This is a genomic window from Curtobacterium citri (genome assembly GCF_030362955.1).
GTDB lineage: Bacteria > Actinomycetota > Actinomycetes > Actinomycetales > Microbacteriaceae > Curtobacterium > Curtobacterium citri.
Window position 1 is genome coordinate 68,338 of sequence record NZ_JAUCML010000009.1, and the last position, 16,595, is coordinate 84,932.

General features: G+C 72.5%; 14 protein-coding genes. 7 read left to right on the top strand and 7 right to left on the bottom strand.

The annotated features are described in order from the left end of the window. Window positions 1-42: 42 nt before the first annotated feature. Complete coding sequence (locus QUG92_RS13395; RefSeq protein ID WP_069712458.1) at window positions 43-897, bottom strand: PPK2 family polyphosphate kinase; 855 nt, start codon at window positions 895-897, stop codon at window positions 43-45. A 115-nt stretch (window positions 898-1,012) separates the two neighbouring features. Here QUG92_RS13395 and QUG92_RS13400 point away from each other — a divergent pair, with 115 nt between their 5' ends. Both QUG92_RS13400 and QUG92_RS13405 read left to right on the top strand, forming a co-directional pair. Continuing rightward, entirely contained in the window at window positions 1,013-2,035 is a 1,023-nt protein-coding gene (locus tag QUG92_RS13400) for an alpha/beta hydrolase (protein WP_289459400.1), read from the top strand. A 78-nt stretch (window positions 2,036-2,113) separates the two neighbouring features. Then, entirely contained in the window at window positions 2,114-2,368 is a 255-nt protein-coding gene (locus QUG92_RS13405; protein ID WP_069712456.1) for a hypothetical protein, read from the top strand. Between the two features lie 13 nt (window positions 2,369-2,381). Here the strand turns inward: QUG92_RS13405 and QUG92_RS13410 are convergent, their stop codons facing one another. Further along, window positions 2,382-5,801, bottom strand: a complete 3,420-nt coding sequence (locus QUG92_RS13410) for an efflux RND transporter permease subunit (RefSeq protein WP_289459401.1) — start codon at window positions 5,799-5,801, stop codon at window positions 2,382-2,384. Window positions 5,802-5,853: 52 nt separating this feature from the next. Further along, window positions 5,854-7,296 (bottom strand): MocR-like transcription factor YczR, encoded by a 1,443-nt coding sequence (gene yczR / locus QUG92_RS13415; RefSeq protein WP_289459402.1) that lies wholly within the window; start codon window positions 7,294-7,296, stop codon window positions 5,854-5,856. Window positions 7,297-7,358: 62 nt separating this feature from the next. Here yczR and yczE point away from each other — a divergent pair, with 62 nt between their 5' ends. Both yczE and QUG92_RS13425 read left to right on the top strand, forming a co-directional pair. Continuing rightward, window positions 7,359-8,087, top strand: a complete 729-nt coding sequence (yczE, locus tag QUG92_RS13420; RefSeq protein WP_289459403.1) for a membrane protein YczE — start codon at window positions 7,359-7,361, stop codon at window positions 8,085-8,087. Continuing rightward, complete coding sequence (locus tag QUG92_RS13425; protein WP_289459404.1) at window positions 8,030-8,899, top strand: sugar phosphate isomerase/epimerase family protein; 870 nt, start codon at window positions 8,030-8,032, stop codon at window positions 8,897-8,899. Before yczE ends, QUG92_RS13425 begins: the two co-directional genes overlap by 58 nt. 18 nt (window positions 8,900-8,917) lie before the next feature. On the opposite strand, the gene QUG92_RS13430 is transcribed toward QUG92_RS13425, so the two are convergent. The 4 genes from QUG92_RS13430 to QUG92_RS13445 are packed head-to-tail and all read right to left on the bottom strand — an operon-like array spanning window position 8,918 to window position 13,174. Continuing rightward, window positions 8,918-9,949, bottom strand: a complete 1,032-nt coding sequence (locus QUG92_RS13430) for a Gfo/Idh/MocA family protein (RefSeq protein WP_289459405.1) — start codon at window positions 9,947-9,949, stop codon at window positions 8,918-8,920. Next, on the bottom strand, window positions 9,946-10,959 hold the full coding sequence (locus QUG92_RS13435) for a Gfo/Idh/MocA family protein (protein WP_289459406.1): 1,014 nt from the start codon (window positions 10,957-10,959) through the stop codon (window positions 9,946-9,948). Before QUG92_RS13435 ends, QUG92_RS13430 begins: the two co-directional genes overlap by 4 nt. Continuing rightward, the gene (locus tag QUG92_RS13440) at window positions 10,956-11,957 is read right to left on the bottom strand and encodes an ROK family protein (protein ID WP_289459407.1); all 1,002 of its coding nucleotides are present in this window, start codon (window positions 11,955-11,957) and stop codon (window positions 10,956-10,958) included. The genes QUG92_RS13435 and QUG92_RS13440 overlap by 4 nt, the downstream gene beginning before the upstream one ends. Further along, window positions 11,954-13,174, bottom strand: coding sequence for an ROK family transcriptional regulator (locus QUG92_RS13445; RefSeq protein ID WP_289459408.1), 1,221 nt, complete (start codon window positions 13,172-13,174; stop codon window positions 11,954-11,956). Before QUG92_RS13445 ends, QUG92_RS13440 begins: the two co-directional genes overlap by 4 nt. A gap of 139 nt (window positions 13,175-13,313) precedes the next feature. Between QUG92_RS13445 and QUG92_RS13450 the strand changes: the two genes are divergently transcribed. From QUG92_RS13450 to QUG92_RS13460, 3 genes are all read left to right on the top strand, one after another. Continuing rightward, on the top strand, window positions 13,314-14,270 hold the full coding sequence (locus QUG92_RS13450; protein ID WP_083263861.1) for a carbohydrate ABC transporter permease: 957 nt from the start codon (window positions 13,314-13,316) through the stop codon (window positions 14,268-14,270). Window positions 14,271-14,280: 10 nt separating this feature from the next. Further along, window positions 14,281-15,183 carry a carbohydrate ABC transporter permease gene (locus QUG92_RS13455; protein ID WP_289459409.1) on the top strand — a complete coding sequence of 301 codons (903 nt, stop codon included), beginning with the start codon at window positions 14,281-14,283 and terminating at the stop codon, window positions 15,181-15,183. A gap of 97 nt (window positions 15,184-15,280) precedes the next feature. After that, window positions 15,281-16,585 (top strand): ABC transporter substrate-binding protein, encoded by a 1,305-nt coding sequence (locus QUG92_RS13460; protein WP_289459410.1) that lies wholly within the window; start codon window positions 15,281-15,283, stop codon window positions 16,583-16,585. The last annotated feature ends 10 nt before the right edge of the window (window positions 16,586-16,595 follow it).

The following is a 16,595-nucleotide window of genomic DNA, read 5'->3' on the forward strand; positions in this document are numbered from 1 at the left end:
GCGGGGACGGGGTGGGGCGGGCCTCCCGACCGGAGCCCGGGATCAGGACTCCGCGAGCCGCTGCCGCTGCTCGGCCACGTCGAAGTCGGCCGCGGGCCAGCTGAGCTGCATGTCCTCCAGGGCGCGGAGGAGGAGCTGCTGGACGGCGAGGCGGGCGTACCACTTGCGGTTCGCCGGGACGACGTACCAGGGTGCACGCGCCGTCGAGGTCCGGTCGAAGACCGTCTGGTAGGCCTCCTGGTACTCGTCCCAGAGGAGCCGCTCGTCGATGTCGCCCGGGTTGAACTTCCAGTGCTTGTCCGGGCGGTCGAGCCGGTCGCCGAGCCGCTCGCGCTGCTCGTCCTTCGAGATGTGCAGCATCACCTTGACGACGGTCGTACCCGCGGCGACGAGCCGGTCCTCGAACTCGACGATGGCGCCGTAGCGGCGTTCGATCTCCTCGGGCGGGGCCATCGACCGCACCTTCTGGATGAGGACGTCCTCGTAGTGGGACCGGTCGAACACCCCGAGCTGCCCGGCCCGCGGGAGCTCGCGCTCGACGCGCCAGAGGAAGTCGTGCTCGCGCTCCTCGGCGGTGGGGGCACCGAAGCCGGCGTAGTGCACGCCGTTCGGGTCGACCGCGCCGACGACGTGCGAGACGATGCCGCCCTTGCCCGCGGTGTCCATCGCCTGCAGCACGAGGAGCACGCGGCGCTCGTCCCCCGCCGTGCTCGCGGCGTGCAGTCGCTCCTGCAGGGCCGCCAGGCGATCAGCGCCGGTGGCGAGCGACTCGAGCCCGTCGATCTTGCGCCCGGGGAAGCCCGGGGTGCCGTCGGGGTCGACGCGGTCCAGGCGGAAGCCCTCCTCGACGCGGAGCAGCGGTTCGGGGTCGGTGTTCCAGGCCTTGCGACGGCTCACGGGTCCTCCTGCGGGTCTCCTCCATCCTGGCACCGCGGGCCCGTCCTGGCACCGGAGGCTCGGCGGCGGACGCAGCGGACGCGGCGCACGGGACCGCGGGTTAGCGTGGACGCCGATGAGGACAGGCCGCCGGACACTGCTCGCACTCCTCACCGCGGGGGCGGTGCTCGGTGCGCTCGTGTCGTGCAGCGGCGCCCCCGCGGCGGACCGGGACGAGACCGTGACGGCCGAGCCGGTGATCTACCCGCTCTCGCTGCGCTACCCGGGGATCGACGTCGTGGCCGACGTGCCGTACGGCTCCGCGGACCTGCAGCGACTCGACGTCTGCCTGCCGCCGGACAGCGCGCCCGACACCACGGCGACACCGACACCCTCGCCCTCGCGCTCGCCCAGCACGGCGGCGGACCCCGCCCGGGCGGACCCCCGCCCATCGTCGGGCCGCCCGGCCGTGATGATGATCCACGGCGGCAGCTGGTCGCACGGCGACAAGGCGACCGCGGCCTACCGAGCGGTCTGCCAGTACCTGGCGTCCGAGGGCTTCGTGACCGTCAACGTCGACTACCGCCTGGCCCCGACCGACCCGTGGCCCGCCGGGTACGACGACGTCCGCCGGGCACTCGACTGGGTGTTCCGCCCGGCGACCCTGGAGACCTACGACATCGACCCCGACCGGGTCGGCCTGTTCGGCGGCAGCGCCGGCGGCAACCTCGCCGCGCTGCTCGCCGTCCAGGACCACGAGTCCGCCGCCTGGGCCGCCGGCGACCGGGTGCGCGCGGTGGTGGACCTGAGCGGTCCGACGGACCTGACGGCACGGTCGACCGAGCCGGACGGGGTTTCCGCCTCGTTCCAGCGCAAGCAGCTGCTCTACCTGGGCTGCCGGACGTACGCCGACTGTCCGGCCGCGGAGCAGGCGTCGCCCGGGTCCCACGTCACCGCGGACACCCCGCCGTTCTTCGTCGGGCACTCGACCGACGAGTTCATCCCGCTCTGGGAGTCGCAGGAGTTCGTCGCGACGCTGCGTGCCCACGACGTGCCCGTGACGTTCGTGGCGGTCGAGGGCACGGCCCACTCGATCGCGCAGCTCGACCGGGCGATGAGCGAGCGGGTCGTGGCCTTCCTGCGGGCGCGGCTCGGGTAGTCGGGTGCGCCGTGCCCCGTGCGGGTGGCACCCGGATTCGGGTGTGCGGCAGCTGAGCGCTCCGCGCAGACTTCCTGTGTGACCGACACCATCGACCGTCCCCTGAGCGTCCCGACCGAGTGGCCCCACCGCAGCTCCGTCCGGACCTACGCGGAGCTCCTCCTCGGGCTGTCGTTCACGGCCGCGGTGGCCTTCGGGGGCTACTCGGCAGCGACCGGCCGCATGGCCGTCGCCGCGCAGGGGGCCGCGATCGTGTTCCTCGTCACGCTGACCTGCGTCGTCGTCTCGTGGTTCCGCGAGGTCGACGCCGAGGAGTCCGGCTCCCGCGACTAAGCCGAGCGCCGCGCTACGCCTCCGCCGTGCCGGTGTCGGCCCCGTCACGCTCCGCGGCCCGCGCCGCCCGTCGGTCGGCCCGTCGCTCGAAGAACCCCTCGACCACCGAGTAGAGCACCGGCAGCACCACGAGGGTCAACAGCGTCGAGGACACCAGCCCACCGATCACGACCAGCGCGAGCGGCTGCGAGATGAACCCGGACTTCCCGGTGAGCCCGACCGCCATCGGCAGCAGCGCGAAGATCGTCGCCAGTGCCGTCATGAGGATCGGCCGGAGTCGCCGGGTCGCGCCCTCGACCAGGGCCTCGCGCACCCGGAGTCCCCGGCGCCGGTACTGGTTCACGAGGTCGATGAGCACGATGGCGTTCGTCACGACGATGCCGACGAGCATGAGCAGGCCGATGATCGAGGCGACACCGAGCGGGATGCCCGTGACGATCTGCAGCAGGACCGCACCGGTCGCCGCGAACGGGATCGAGACGAGCAGCATGAGCGGCTGCCGCAGGCTGCGGAACGTCGCGACCATGATCACGTAGACGATGAGCACGGCCACCAGCACCGCGAGCAGCAGCTGACTGAACGCCGACGACTGGCTCGAGGCCACACCGCCGATCGTCGCCGACGCGCCGCGAGGCAGGTCGAGCCGGTCCACCGCCGCCGTGACGTTCTGCACGGCCTCGCCGAGGTTCGTCGAGTCCGGCGTCACCGTGATGGTCGCGGTGCGGACCGCGTCGGACGTCGTGATCGTCGTCGGTCCGTCGGACTGCTCGATCGTGGCGACGTCGGACAGCGGGACGTCACCGCTCGCGGTCGGGATCGACAGCGCCTCCAGGGCGTCGATCGTCGTGGGCGGCTCCGGGTCGGCGATGTAGACGTCGAGGGTGGCGTCGTCGATCTCGACGCTGCCGGTGTCGCGCGGGGACACCGACGCGGCGACGATCCCGCCGACCTGCGTCTCGGTGAGCCCGCGCTCGGCCGCCTTGCTCCGGTCGACCTTCACGGCCAGGTACGGCTCGGCGGCGGAGAGGTTGCTCGTCGCCCCGGTCGTGCCCGCGACGCCGCGCATCTGCGTGAGGACCTTGCCGGCCGCGGTCTCGAGCTCGGCCTGGGTCGGCGCGGTGACGTCGACCTCGATGTCGCTCGACCCGCCGAACCCGCCGCCGCCCGACGACAGGCTGACCTCGCCGACGCCGTCGATCCGCCCGATGCGGTCACGGGCCGCCGACTGGATCGTCGTCTGGTCGGCACCCGCGTCGGTCGTGACGTTGTACTGCACCGACGCCGAGGCACCACCGCCGAACGCCGCCTGGATGGACTGGCCGCTCGACCCGATGGTGGTCTGGACGGTCTCGACGCCGGAGACGTCGCGCAGGACGCCCTCGACCTTGCGGGCGGCGTCCGACTGCTCGTCGAGGCTCGTGCCCGGCTCGAGGTCCTGCGTCACGGTGAAGGTGTTCTGCCCGGAGTCGCCGAGGTAGTTCGTCTTGACGAACGGGACGGCCGCGACGGTGCCACCGAGCACGAGCAGGGCGAGGACGAGCACGAGCGCCGGACGACCGATCGCCCAGCGGAGCACGGGCAGGTACCCGCGGCGCAGCCGGTCGGAGGCGCCCGCGTCGTGCAGGTCGTCGGCGGAGGCCAGGGCACCGGTCGCGGCGGCCGGGGCGGAGGCGGCGGGCTGCGGTTCCCGGGCACGGCCGACGTCGGCGTGCCGGTGCGTCCGCGGCGCCCGGAGGAACCAGTACGCCAGGACCGGCACGATCGTCAGCGACACGAGCAGCGATGCGATCAGCGCCATCGTGACCGTGAGCGCGAACGGCCGGAAGAGCTCGCCGACGAGCTCGGCGACGAAGGCCACGGGCAGGAACACCGCCACGGTGGTGAGGGTGGACGCGGTCACGGCGCCCGCGACCTCGCGCACGGCGTCGAGCACCGCCCGTCCGCGGTCGACCCCGGGCTGCAGGTGCCGCTTGATGTTCTCGATGACCACGATCGAGTCGTCGACCACGCGGCCGATCGCGATCGTCAGCGCGGCGAGCGTGATGATGTTGAGCGTGTAGCCGGCCGCCTGCATGCCGATCGCGGCGAGCAGCACCGACGTCGGGATCGAGATCGCCGTGACCAGCGTGGAGCGCCAGGACAGCAGGAACACGAGGATGACGACGACCGCGAAGCCGAGGCCGAGCAGCCCCTCCTCGGCGAGCGAGTCGATGGACTGCTGGATGTAGGGGGCCTGGTCGAAGACGACGGTGAACTGCGGGGAGCCCGCGACCTTCGCCTCGATGCCGGGCAGGGCGGCCTTCACCGTCTCGGAGACGTCGACCGTGTTCGCCTCCTGCGTCTTCGTGATGGCGATGGTCAGCGCGGTCTTGCCGTCGACACGGCTGATCGACGTGCGCGGCGACTCCTCGATCTGCACGGTCGCGACGTCACCGAGCGAGGTCGGCGTGGAGGCCGTGCTCGCGCCCGTCCCGCCGGTCGCGGTGGTCCCGGTGCCGGTCTGGCCCGCGCCGGACTGGCCCGCGGCGGTCCCGCCGGCCGTGCCGTCACCGGAACCGACGGCTCCGGTGCCGGTCCCCGTCCCCGCGCTTCCCGGTGTGCCGGCCGCGGCGCCGCCCTGGGTCGCGGCACCGCCGGCACCCGAGGTCGAACCGGACGAGCCGGACCCCGACCCGGAGCCCGACGACCCCGACCCGCTCGACGCGGTCAGCGGCAGCCCGCGGATGTCGTCCAAGGACGCGATCCGCGCACCCGTCTGCACCGAGAGCGTCCGGCCGTCCTGCGTGATGGTGCCGCCCGGGATGAGCGTGCCGTTGTCGTCGAGCGCGTCCGAGATCGACTGCGTCGTGAGCCCCCGCGACGCCAGTTCGTCCTCGTTCGGTGTGATGACGACGCGACGCCCCGGGTTGCCGAACACGTCGGCCTGCCGGACGCCGTCGAGCTTCTCGAGGTCCGGCACCGCGGTCGCGTTCAACCGGTCGACCAGCTGCTCCTGGTTGCCGGAGCCGGTCACCGCGAGCTGCAGGACCGGCAGGTCGTCGAAGGACCCGGTGACGATCTGCGTCTGCACGGTGTCCGGCAACGAGAGCGCGTTCACCGCGGTCTGGATCTTGTCCTCGGCGCTCGCCAGGTTCGAGCCGTAGTCGAACGAGGCCGAGACGACGCTCTGCCCGGTGGACGAGGTCGCGCTCGTCGACTCGAGGTCCGGCACCACCTGGATCGCCTGCTCGATCTTCGTCGAGACGTCGTTCGACACGACCTCCGGCGTCGCGCCCGGGTAGGCGCTCACGATCGCCACCTGGGGGAACTGGACGCTCGGGATGAGCTCCTGCTTGAGGTTCGTCAGCGCGATGCCGCCGAACACCGCGACGACGATCGTGACGAGCGCGATGAGGGCACGGTTGCGGAGGCTGAAGACCGAGAGGAAGTGCACGAGCCGATCCTCGCAGTTCCACCTGCGAACAGAACCGGCCGCCCGACACCGCTCAGACGACCGCGGCGAGCGACCCGCGGACGCCCGTGCCCTCGCCCCCGACGCGGGCCCACGCTCGCTCGAGCACCTCGACCATGCGCTCCCGGTCGGCCGCCCCCATCGTGTACGGCACCCGCAGGAAGCGCTCGAACCCGCCGTCCGGGCCGAACACCCCGCCGGAGGCGAGCACGACGCCCTCGGCACGCGCCGCGAGCACGAGCGCGCTCGACACCGGCCGGCCGAGCCCGACCCACGTCGTCAGGCCGCCGTCCGGCGACGGGACGTCCCACTCGGGCAGGCGCGCGCGCAACGCGGCCACGACGTCGTCGCGACCGGTGCGCAGGGCGGTGCGCCGCGCCGCCAGGACGGCCGCGGTGCGCGGGACGAGCTCGCGCGCGACCAGCTGGTCGAGCACGGGCGTGCCGAGGTCGCCCGTCGGGCGGGCGAGGAGCAGCAGCTGCAGCAGGTCCGGGTCCGCGCGGATCCACCCGATCCGCAGCCCGCCCCAGAACACCTTGGCCGCCGAGCCGATCATGACCACCGCCGGGTCCGCCGCGGCCAGCGGCGGCGCGGGCGTCCCGTCGATGCGGAGCTCGCCCATCGTCTCGTCGGCCACCACGACGGTCCCGGTCGACGCCGCGACGGTGAGCAGGCGTTCGCGGGTGGCGGCGGACATGGTCGCCCCGGTCGGGTTGTGCAGTTCGGGCATCAGGTAGGCGACCGCGGGCGCGGTCCGGCGGAGCGTCGTCTCGAGCGCCGTGGCGTCCCACCCGGTGCGCGCGTCGACGGGGACGCCGACGAGTCGACCGCCGGCCTCGCGGAACGCCTCGTGCGCGTGCGGGTAGGTCGGGGACTCGACGAGCACCGTGTCGCCGCGGCGGACGAGCACACGGGCGAGGAGCGCGATGGCGTGCTGGGCGCCGATCGTCACGACGACCTGCGACGGGTCGGTCGGCAGCCCGCGCTCAGTGTACCGGTCGGCGATCGCGGCGCGGAGCCCGGGATCGCCGACCGTGTCGTAGCCGATCCCGGCGAGCGCCGCGGGCACGTACCGGACCGCGCGCTCGACGGCCTCGGCGACCTCGGGTGCGGCGTGCATCGCGGCCTTGCGGAGGTCGAGCAGGTCGTCCCCGACCACGCCGCCGGGCCGCTCGGGATCGGGACGCCCGACGAGGTCCCGCGGCAGGTGCACGACGCTGCCGGAGCCCCGGAGCGACACGAGGAAGCCGTCGGACCGGAGTCGGGCGTACGCGTTCGCGACCGTGGTCCGGGACACCCCGAGGGCATCGGCGAGCCCGCGTTCGGCCGGGAGCCGGACGCCGAGCGGCACCCGCCCGTCGATCACGAGCACGCGGAGCGCGTCGGACAACGCCTCGTACGCCGGGGCACCGCTGGCAGCACGCCAGTCGGGAAGCAGGAGGGCGGCGGCGCGGGCGCTCAGCGAGACCGGGGACACGGGTCCACCGTAGTGCGATTGGCTCTCGACCAACAGGCCAATCGAGGACGAGCATCGTCGGCATGCACCGCACCCCCGCACTCGTCCTGCGCTCCGTCCAACTGCTCGTCGGCCTGTTCCTCTACGGCGCGTCGACCGCGCTGCAGGTCCGCGCCGTGGTCGGCGTCGGGTCGTGGACGGTCCTGACGCAGGGCCTGGAGAACGTGCTGCCCTGGTCGTTCGGCGTCATCACCGTGGTGTCGAGCGTCGTGATCCTGCTGCTCTGGATCCCGCTCCGCCAGCGGCCCGGCATCGGCACGCTCTGCAACGTCCTGGCGATCGGCCCCGCCGCCGACCTCGTGCTCTGGCTCGTCCCCGAGCCGGACGGGCTCGTGGCCCGGGTCCTGCTCTTCGCGGCGGGACTGGTGCTGCTCGCGGTCGCGACGGCGTGCTACATCGGCGCGGGCCTCGGCACCGGTGCGCGCGACGGCCTGATGGTCGGCGTGCACGAACGGTTCGGCTGGCCGCTCTGGCTCGCGCGGACCGTGATCGAGGTCACCGTCGTCGTGGTCGGGTGGCTCCTCGGCGGTGACGTCGGCGTCGGCACGGTGGTCGCCGCGTTCGTGATCGGGCCGATGGTCCAGCCGCTCATGCCGCTCTTCCGTCGGCTGCCGTGGTCCCCCACCCGCGCGAGCGGCGCGGGGGCCGTCCGCACCCCTGGTGGCGGCGAGACCGGAGCGGCTAGGGTCGCGCCATGCGCCTCGGAGTGTCCTCCTACAGCTACGCCCGCTCCCTCCAGCGCGGTGCGCTGACGATCCTCGACGTGGTCGACCGCGTCGCCGATGCCGGCGGCGAGCACCTGGAGATCGCGGCCGGCGGCTTCGGCGACGACCTGCCCCGGCAGCCCGACCTGGTCGACCGCATCCGCGAGCACGCAGCTTCGCGCGGCATCGGGCTCGCGAACCACGTGATCGGTGCGGACTTCTCCGACCCCGCCACCGTCGACGCCGAGGTGCGGCGCGTGCACGAGCACCTCGACGTCGCCCACCGGCTCGGGATCACCCGGTTCCGCCACGACGTGGTGCCGTGGGCCTGGCGGGACGCGGACCACGCCGAGTTCGAGCGGGTGCTCGCGCAGGTCGTGCCGGTGTGCCGTGCGGTCGCCGAGCACGCCGAGACGCTCGGCATCACCACCATGGTCGAGAACCACGGGTTCGCGTTCAACGACAGCGAGCGGATCCTGCGGCTCGTGCACGAGGTCGACCGACCGAACTTCCGCACCCTGCTCGACGTCGGGAACTTCGTGTGCCTCGACGACGACCCGCTCCGGGCGGTGCAGCGGACGCTGCCGGTCGCGGCCGTCGTGCACCTCAAGGACTTCCTGGTGCGCGAGACGCCGCCCGCCGCGGACGGCTGGTTGCCGACCCTCGCCGGTCGCGCGGTGCTCGGCACGGTGGTCGGGCACGGGGACCTGCCGCTCGGTCGGATCGTGGAGCGGATCGTCGCGAGCGGCTTCGACGGGCCGGTGTCGATCGAGTTCGAGGGGCTCGAGGACGACGTCGACGCCGTCGAGCGCGGGCTCGCGAACGCGCGCCGGCTCTGGGCGGCGGCCGGCGGTTCCTGAGACCGTCATGTGGTCGCGTCAGACGGACCGCACCCGCACCGTCTCGCCGCTCGCCGCGGACTCCTGCGCCGCCAGCACGACCGCGAGCGTACGCAGCCCCACGGCCGCGTCGGGCTGGGGCTGTTCCCCGCTGCGGACGGCCGCCACGAACGTCTCGAGCATCGCCGCGTCGAAGTCCGGCCCGTAGGGCAGCACCACCGACCGACCGCTCGCAGCGTCGAGCCCGCGGACGCTCGGCCGGAAGAAGTCGACGTCCACCGATCCCTCGGTCCCGACGACGGTGAGGGCCAGCCCGCCCCACGTCGGCGACGTGTCCGGTCGGCTCCACGAGCAGTCGATCGCGGCGATCGTGCCGTCGGCGTAGGTGATCGTCACCAGGCCCGCGGTCTCGGCCCGTGCGCGTGCCGCGTGCAGCACCCGGTTCGTCACGGCCGTGACGGTCACCGCGGGCGTGCCGTCGAGGAGCGCGTCGAGCAGGTCCGCGATGTGCACCACGTGGTCGACGATCGCGCCGCCGCCCGAGAGCTCCGGCTCCGTGAACCACGACCGCGTCAGCGGGAGCATGCCGTTGTTCGCGCCGCGCACCGAGAGGACGTCGCCGAGCCGTCCGGCACGCTTCGTCGCGCTGAGCCGGGCGAAGGTCCCGGCGAACCGCACCGGGAAGGCGACCATGAGGAGCACGCCCGCGGCGTCGGCGGCGGCGCGCATGGCCAGACCGTCCTCCCACGTCGTGGCGAGCGGCTTCTCGCAGAGCACGTGCGCCCCGGCGGCGGCGGCCTGCTCGACGAGGGCACGGTGCCGGGCGTTCTCGCTCGTGACCACGACCGCGTCGACGCCCTGGGCGAGGAGCTCCTCGACGGTGTCGACGTACGGCACGTCGAGGGCCTCGGCGAGCTCGCGGCCGCGGAGGTCGACGAGGTCGGTGCCGGTCGACGTGCCGTCCGGATCGGTGCCGACGACCTCGACGTCCGGCATCGCGCGGAGCGCGGCGAGGTAGGAGATCGCGTGCGTGTGCGCGAAGGACAGCACGCCGATGCGCAGGGGGCTCATGCGGTGACCGTCCCGTGCGTGCGGCCGGCGGCGGGCTCGAGGTCGACGGGCTGGCCGGTCTCGACGGAGCGGAGCGCGGCGTTGACGATCCGGACGGCGGTGGCGCCGTCCTCCGCCGAGACGCGCGGCACCGCGCCGCCCCGGAACGCCCCGAGGTACTCGCGGATCTCGAGGAAGTAGGGGTCCTCGGTGGGGTCGAGCTCCGGCAGGTCGCCGCCGACGGCCTCCTCGTCGAGGAGCTCCGCCGTGTAGTTCCGCTCGTCGCGGGAGTCGTGCGACAGGGTGCCGAGCGTGCCGGCTGCGGAGAACTCGGTGACGAACGGCAGGTGTGCCGGGCCCCAGATGCCCGCGACGTGGCTGATCGCGCCCGAGGCGTGGGTGAGCAGGACGTGCGCGGCCTCGACGGGGTGGTCGACGGTGCCCTTCCGCACGTGCACCGCGCTGACCCGGACGACCTCGCCGGCGATCCAGCGCGCGATGTCCAGGTCGTGGATCATCTGGTCCATGATGATGCCGCCGGAGAGGGCGGGGTCGGCGAACCAGGCCGAGCGGGTGGGGAACGCACCGGACCGCACGAACCGCAGGACGGCGAGCTCGCCGAGCTGCCCGGCCTCGACGGCGGCCTTCAGGCGGACGTACTCCGGGAAGTACCGCACGACGTGCGCCGGGTAGAGCTGCCGCCCGGCCTCGTGCGCCAGGCGGACCAGGTCGTCGGCGTCGGCGTCGGTGCGGGCGAGGGGCTTCTCGCTGATGACGTCCTTGCCGGCGGCGAGCGCGGCACGGACGACCTCGGCGTGCGCGTAGGTGGGGACGACGACGTCCACCACGTCGACGCGGGCGAGGAGCTCGTCGAGGGAGCCGACGACCTCGCCGCCGTGCGCGGCCACGAGTTCCTCGGCACCGACCTCGGAGAAGACGACGACGTCACCGATGCGGAGCAGGTTCGGCAGGTGGGCGTGGGCGATCACCCCCGCGCCGACGAGGCCGATCCGGAGTCGCTGTTCGGTCATGGGTTCCTCCTGGTTCCGTGGTCTGGTGCTGGTGCCGGTGCGGCGGCGGCCGTGGCGAGCAGGGCGGCCCCGGCCAGTCCCGCGCCGGCGCCGGCGAGCGACTGCTCGATGCGGGGCGACGGTCGCCAGCCGAGCCGGGCGTCGACGGCCGTCCGCAGCGGGGCGAGCAGTCGCTCGCCGGACTCCCCGAGTCCCCCGCCGACGACGACGACCGCGGGGTCGAGCACGGCCGCGAGGATCGCGACACCGGCGGCGAGGGCGTCGACCGCGTCGGCCCACACCGCGGCGGCGACGGGGTCGGTGTCCACGGCGGCGACGATGTCCTCGGCGCCGCCGTCGATGGTGCCGCCGGCCTCGCGGTAGCGCCGCGCGACGTTCCGGGCGGAGGCGTACGCCTCGACGCAGCCGCGCTGTCCGCATGTGCACTGCTCGCCGCCGGGTCGGACGCAGACGTGCCCGACCTCGCCGGCACCCCCGGCGGCGCCGACGACGAGCCGGCCGTCGACGACCAGGCTCGCGGAGATGCCGGTACCGATCGGGATGAAGACGAGCTCGGTGACGTCGCGCCCGGCCGCGGTCCGTGCGGCGATCTCGGCCGTCGCCGCGGCACGGGCGTCGTGTGCGACCGCGACGGGGACGCCGTACCGGTCGCCGAGGAGCGCGACGATCGGCAGGTCGCGCCAGTCGAGGTTCACCGCGACGACGACCGTTCCCGCCGGGGAGTCCACGACGCCCGGGGTGCACAGGCCGATCGCGGCGAGCGGGTGCCCGGCCCGGGCAGCGGCGGCAGCGAGGCGGTCGACGACCGCGGCGATCGCGGCGAGCGCCGGGCCACCGGCTGCCAGGGCGTCGACGACCGGCGCAGCGCCGAAGGTCGGGACGACGACACGGTCGAGCACGACGTCGCCGACCCGGACCATCCCCTTGACCGTGGTGCCGCCGACGTCGACGGCGACGACCGCGCCGTGCCGCTCGGACGTCCCCACCGCGGCGCTCACGCGGTCTGCTCCGCTGCCGTCCGGACGAGGTCGTCGATCCGTGTCGGCGCCAGGACCTCGTCGACCGCGAGCACGGTGGCGCCGCGGATGCCGGCGTCGCGCGGCGCGGCGCTGGCCCGGACGTCGAGCGCGTCGGCGACCATCGGCAGGCACGACCGGTAGAGCTCCCCGCGGATCGTCGCGACGAGCACGGACGAGGCGGACATCGCCCCCGCGAGCACGACCTCGCTCGGGTTGCAGAAGTTCACGATTCCGGAGAGCACCCGGCCGATGTGCTCGCCCGCCCGGCGGAGTTCGTCGAGCGTGTCGGTGTCGCCCTGCGCGGCGAGCGCCAGGACGTCGCTCGTCCCGCCGACACGGTGTCCGGCGGCCCGGAGCCGCGCGACGATCGCTCCGCCGGACGCCACCGACTCGAGGCAGTCCGGCACGCCGCAGGTGCAGCCGATGGCGGCCTCGCCGTCCACCGGCGTGTGGCTGATCTCCCCCGCCGCACCGCTCACGCCGCGGTGCAGCCGACCGTCGAGCAGGACCCCGGAGCCGATGCGGGTGCCGAGCTTCACGGCGACGAGGGTGCCGACGCGGTCCGGGCCCGGACGCTCGGCGAGGGCGATGAGGTTGGCGTCGTTCTCGACGAGGACGGGGACGTCCGTGTACTCCGCGAACAGCTCGGGCAGCACGGCCCCGTGCCAGGACGGCTCGAACGAGGGCGTCGCCACGCTCCCGCCCGGGTACGACACCGGCGCGGGGACGCTGATCGCCGCACCACGGAAGCGCGCCATGTCGAGCCCGCTGTCCGCGGCCAGCTCGACGAAGCGCTCCCACAGCGCGGCGACCGAGGCACGGGGTCCGGCCGCGACCGGCACGGTGCCGGCACCGTGCTCGAGCGCGTCGGTGTCGGCGAGCACCGTGCCGGCCAGGTCGGTCAGCACGATGCGCACGTGGTGGGCGCCGAGGTCGGCCGCGGCGACGAAGCCGGCGTCCGCGACGAGCTCGAGCCGTCGTGCCCGGCGGCCGCCGCGCGACCCCTCGGCACCGCTCTCGCGGACGAGACCGAGGGCCATCAGGGCATCGACGCGGGCCGAGGCCGTGGACGGCGCGAGGCCGGTGCTGCGGGCGATGCTCGAGCGCGAGGTGGTGTCCGAGACGCGGACCAGGCGGAGGACGTCCCCGACCGATCCGGGGCTCCGTGCCATGTCCTGGAAGTGCTGCTCGTGCATGCCGTCACTGTAGCGACGAAACGGTCGATTGCCGAACGAAGTCGTTGCAGAATCGACTGTTTACTTTTGGTGATCGAACGGTAATGTGCTCGAAACAGCCGATTCCTAGCGTTCAACGACGAGCCAAGAGGAGGTCCGCATGACGAGTGCGGTTCAGAACCCGACCAGGGTGACCGTTCCCGGTCGACGGTCGTCCACCGCGGACGCCAGCCGGATGGAACGACGCGAGGGCCGCGCGGGCTACGTGCTGATCGCCCCGACGACGGTGCTGCTGGCGCTGTTCTACCTGTACCCGCTGGCACAGACGGTCTTCTACTCGTTCACGAACTGGAACCCGGCGTCGGGCGAGACCAACGGCTTCGTCGGACTGTCCAACTTCACCGGACTGTTCCGCGACGGCGAGTTCGTCCGCGCGGCGGGCAACACCGCGCTGTACGTCGTCGTGGTGGTCCCGGTCACCATGGCAATCGGGCTGTTCTTCGCCGCGCTGCTCGCCCAGCCCTTCCGCGGTCGCGGGGTCTACCGGGCGCTGCTCTTCGTGCCGTACATCGCCCCGATCGTCGGCAGCGCACTGATCTTCAGCTTCATCCTGTCGCCGCTCGGCGGCCTGGTGAACGGGGTCGTCACCGCACTCGGCGCACCCCCCATCGGCTTCCTGACGTCCGAGCCGTGGGCGCTGGTCTCGGTCATCGTGTTCTCGATCTGGCAGGGCGTCGGCTACACGATGATCATCTACTCGGCCGCGCTGACGAACATCCCGCAGTCCTACATGGAGGCCGCGACGCTCGACGGTGCCGGCCCGATCCGCCGCTTCTTCACGATCTCGCTCCCCCTGGTCGCCCCGACCACGGGCTTCCTCGCGATCACCGGCGTGATCGGCGCCCTGCAGGTCTTCACCCAGGTCTACGTCCTGACCCAGGGCGGTCCGATCAACTCGAGCGAGACGATCCTCTACTACATCTACAACCAGGGCTTCGTGTTCTTCCACGGCGGCTCGGCCAGTGCCGCCGCCGTCCTCCTGCTCATCGTCGGCATCCTCGTCGCGGTCGTCCAGCTGCGGGTCATCAACCGCCGCGACCCCATCGAGCTGAACTAGGACCGCCACCGTGACCCAGATCGCTCCCCGCGCCCTCCCGTCGGACGCGCACCGTGCCTCCCGTCCGCACCGCAGCCGCCCCTTCCGGGTGCTGTTCCGCAAGCACTCGCCGGCCGTCCTGCGCCACGTCATCCTGCTCGTCGCGGTCGTGCTGTTCTTCGGCCCGTTCCTCTGGATGCTGCTGACGAGCTTCAAGTCCTCGGAGGAGGCCCTCGCCTTCCCGCCGAGCTTCCTGCCGCGGCAGTGGGAGCTGTCGAACTACGCGGACATCTTCACCGTCGCGCCCTTCGGGCTGTACTTCTTCAACTCGACTGTCGTGGCGATCGCGACGACCGCCGGCCAGATCGTGACGAGCCTGGCCGCGGGCTTCGCGTTCTCGCGCCTGAAGTTCCCCGGCAAGAACATCGTCTTCGTCGTCCTGCTCGCCGCGCTCCTCGTGCCGTTCGAGGTCGTGTTCACGCCGCTCATCACCCTGCTGTCCTCGCTGCACTGGCTGAACAGCTACCAGGGCCTCATCGTCCCGAACATCCCGTCGATCCTCGGCACCTTCCTGTTCCGGCAGTTCTTCACCTCGTTCCCGAGCGAGATCGAGGACGCCAGCCGGGTCGACGGCGCCGGCGTCTGGCGCCGGATGTGGTCCGTGGTGACGCCGATGGCGACCCCGATGATCGGCTCCTTCGCCGTCCTGTCCTTCGTCTACAACTGGAACAACTTCTTCTTCCAGTTCCTCGTGGCGTCGCGGACCGAGTTCTTCACGGTGTCGGTCGGCCTCACGCAGCTGCAGTCGGCGAACGCGAGCCAGAGCTTCAACCTGCTGATGGCCGGGTCGACGCTCGCGATCCTGCCCGTCTTCATCGTCTTCGTCATCTTCCAGAAGCAGATCGTGTCGGCGATGGCCGGCGGGCTCCGCTGACCCCAGACCCCCCTCCCGTACCCCCCTCGCACCACTCCCTGCTCCACTCCTCGCTCCACTCCTCGCTCCACCCAGATGTCCGAGAAAGGACGACCTCATGCGCAAGCGACTGCTCGGCGCCACGGCCCTCGCCGTGGGTGCCGCACTGGCCCTGGCCGGGTGTTCCGGCGGCTCCGTCACCGGCAACTCCGGCGGCAGCGGTGGGAAGACCACGATCACGGTCTGGCACAACTACACCGGCCCCCAGGCCACCGAGGTGAAGAAGCTCATCGACGAGTACAACTCCTCGCAGGACGGGATCCAGGTCCAGGCGCAGTACGCCGCCTCGTCCGACCAGTTCGACGCGAAGCTCATCAACGCGCTGAAGAACGACACCGGGCCCGACATGGTGCTCGGGGACAGCACCCCGCAGCAGACCGGGCAGGTCATCGAGACCGGCAAGGTGCTCCCGCTCGAGGACTACCTGGGCAGCGGTGACATCACGAAGGAAAGCTTCACCGAGGGCATGCTGTCGACCGGCGAGTTCGACGGCAAGCAGTACACGCTGCCGACCGACATCGGCGACTACGCGGTCGTCTACAACAAGCAGATGTTCAACGAGGCCGGGATCACGGACACCCCGACCACCTGGGCCGAGTTCCAGGACGACGCGAAGAAGCTCACGAAGGGCACGACCCAGTACGGCGCCTACCTGCCGATCGGCACCGGCGAGTGGCCGGTCTTCACCTGGCAGTCGATGCTGTGGGGCGCCGGCGGCGAGTTCCTCAACGAGGACAACACCAAGGTCGAGTTCAACAGCGACGCCGGTGTGCAGGCCCTGACCGGCTGGACGGACATGCTCGAGGACGGCACCGCCTACCCGCAGTCGCTGCTCACCACCTCGACCAACGGCGCCGTCCCGGCCCTGACGTCGAAGAAGGCCGCGATGGCGATCACGGGCGCCTACGACCTGTCGACGATCGACAGCACGCTCGGCAAGGAGAACGTCGGCGTCTTCGCCCTGCCGGGCATCAAGGAGCCGGCGATGAACCTCGGGACGAACAACTCGTACATCATCAAGACGTCGACGAAGCAGCAGGACGCCTCGTGGAAGTTCCTGCAGTGGTGGCTCAGCCCGGACACCCAGGCGAAGTGGGACATCGCCACGGGCCTGCTCCCCGCGAACCAGGCCACGGCGGACAACGCCACGTGGAAGCAGTACCTGGAGGAGAACCCGCGGCTCAAGGCCTTCGCCGACGAGCTCGAGTACGCCAAGGCCCGTCCGTCCATCACGGCCTACGGCGAGGTGAGCGCCGCCCTGTCGACGCAGCTGCAGACCGCGATGCTGCTGAAGACGAGCCCGAAGGAGGCGCTCGACGCCGCCGCCGAGCAGGCACAGGCCGCGCTCGACAAGGCGAAGTAGGCACGACCGT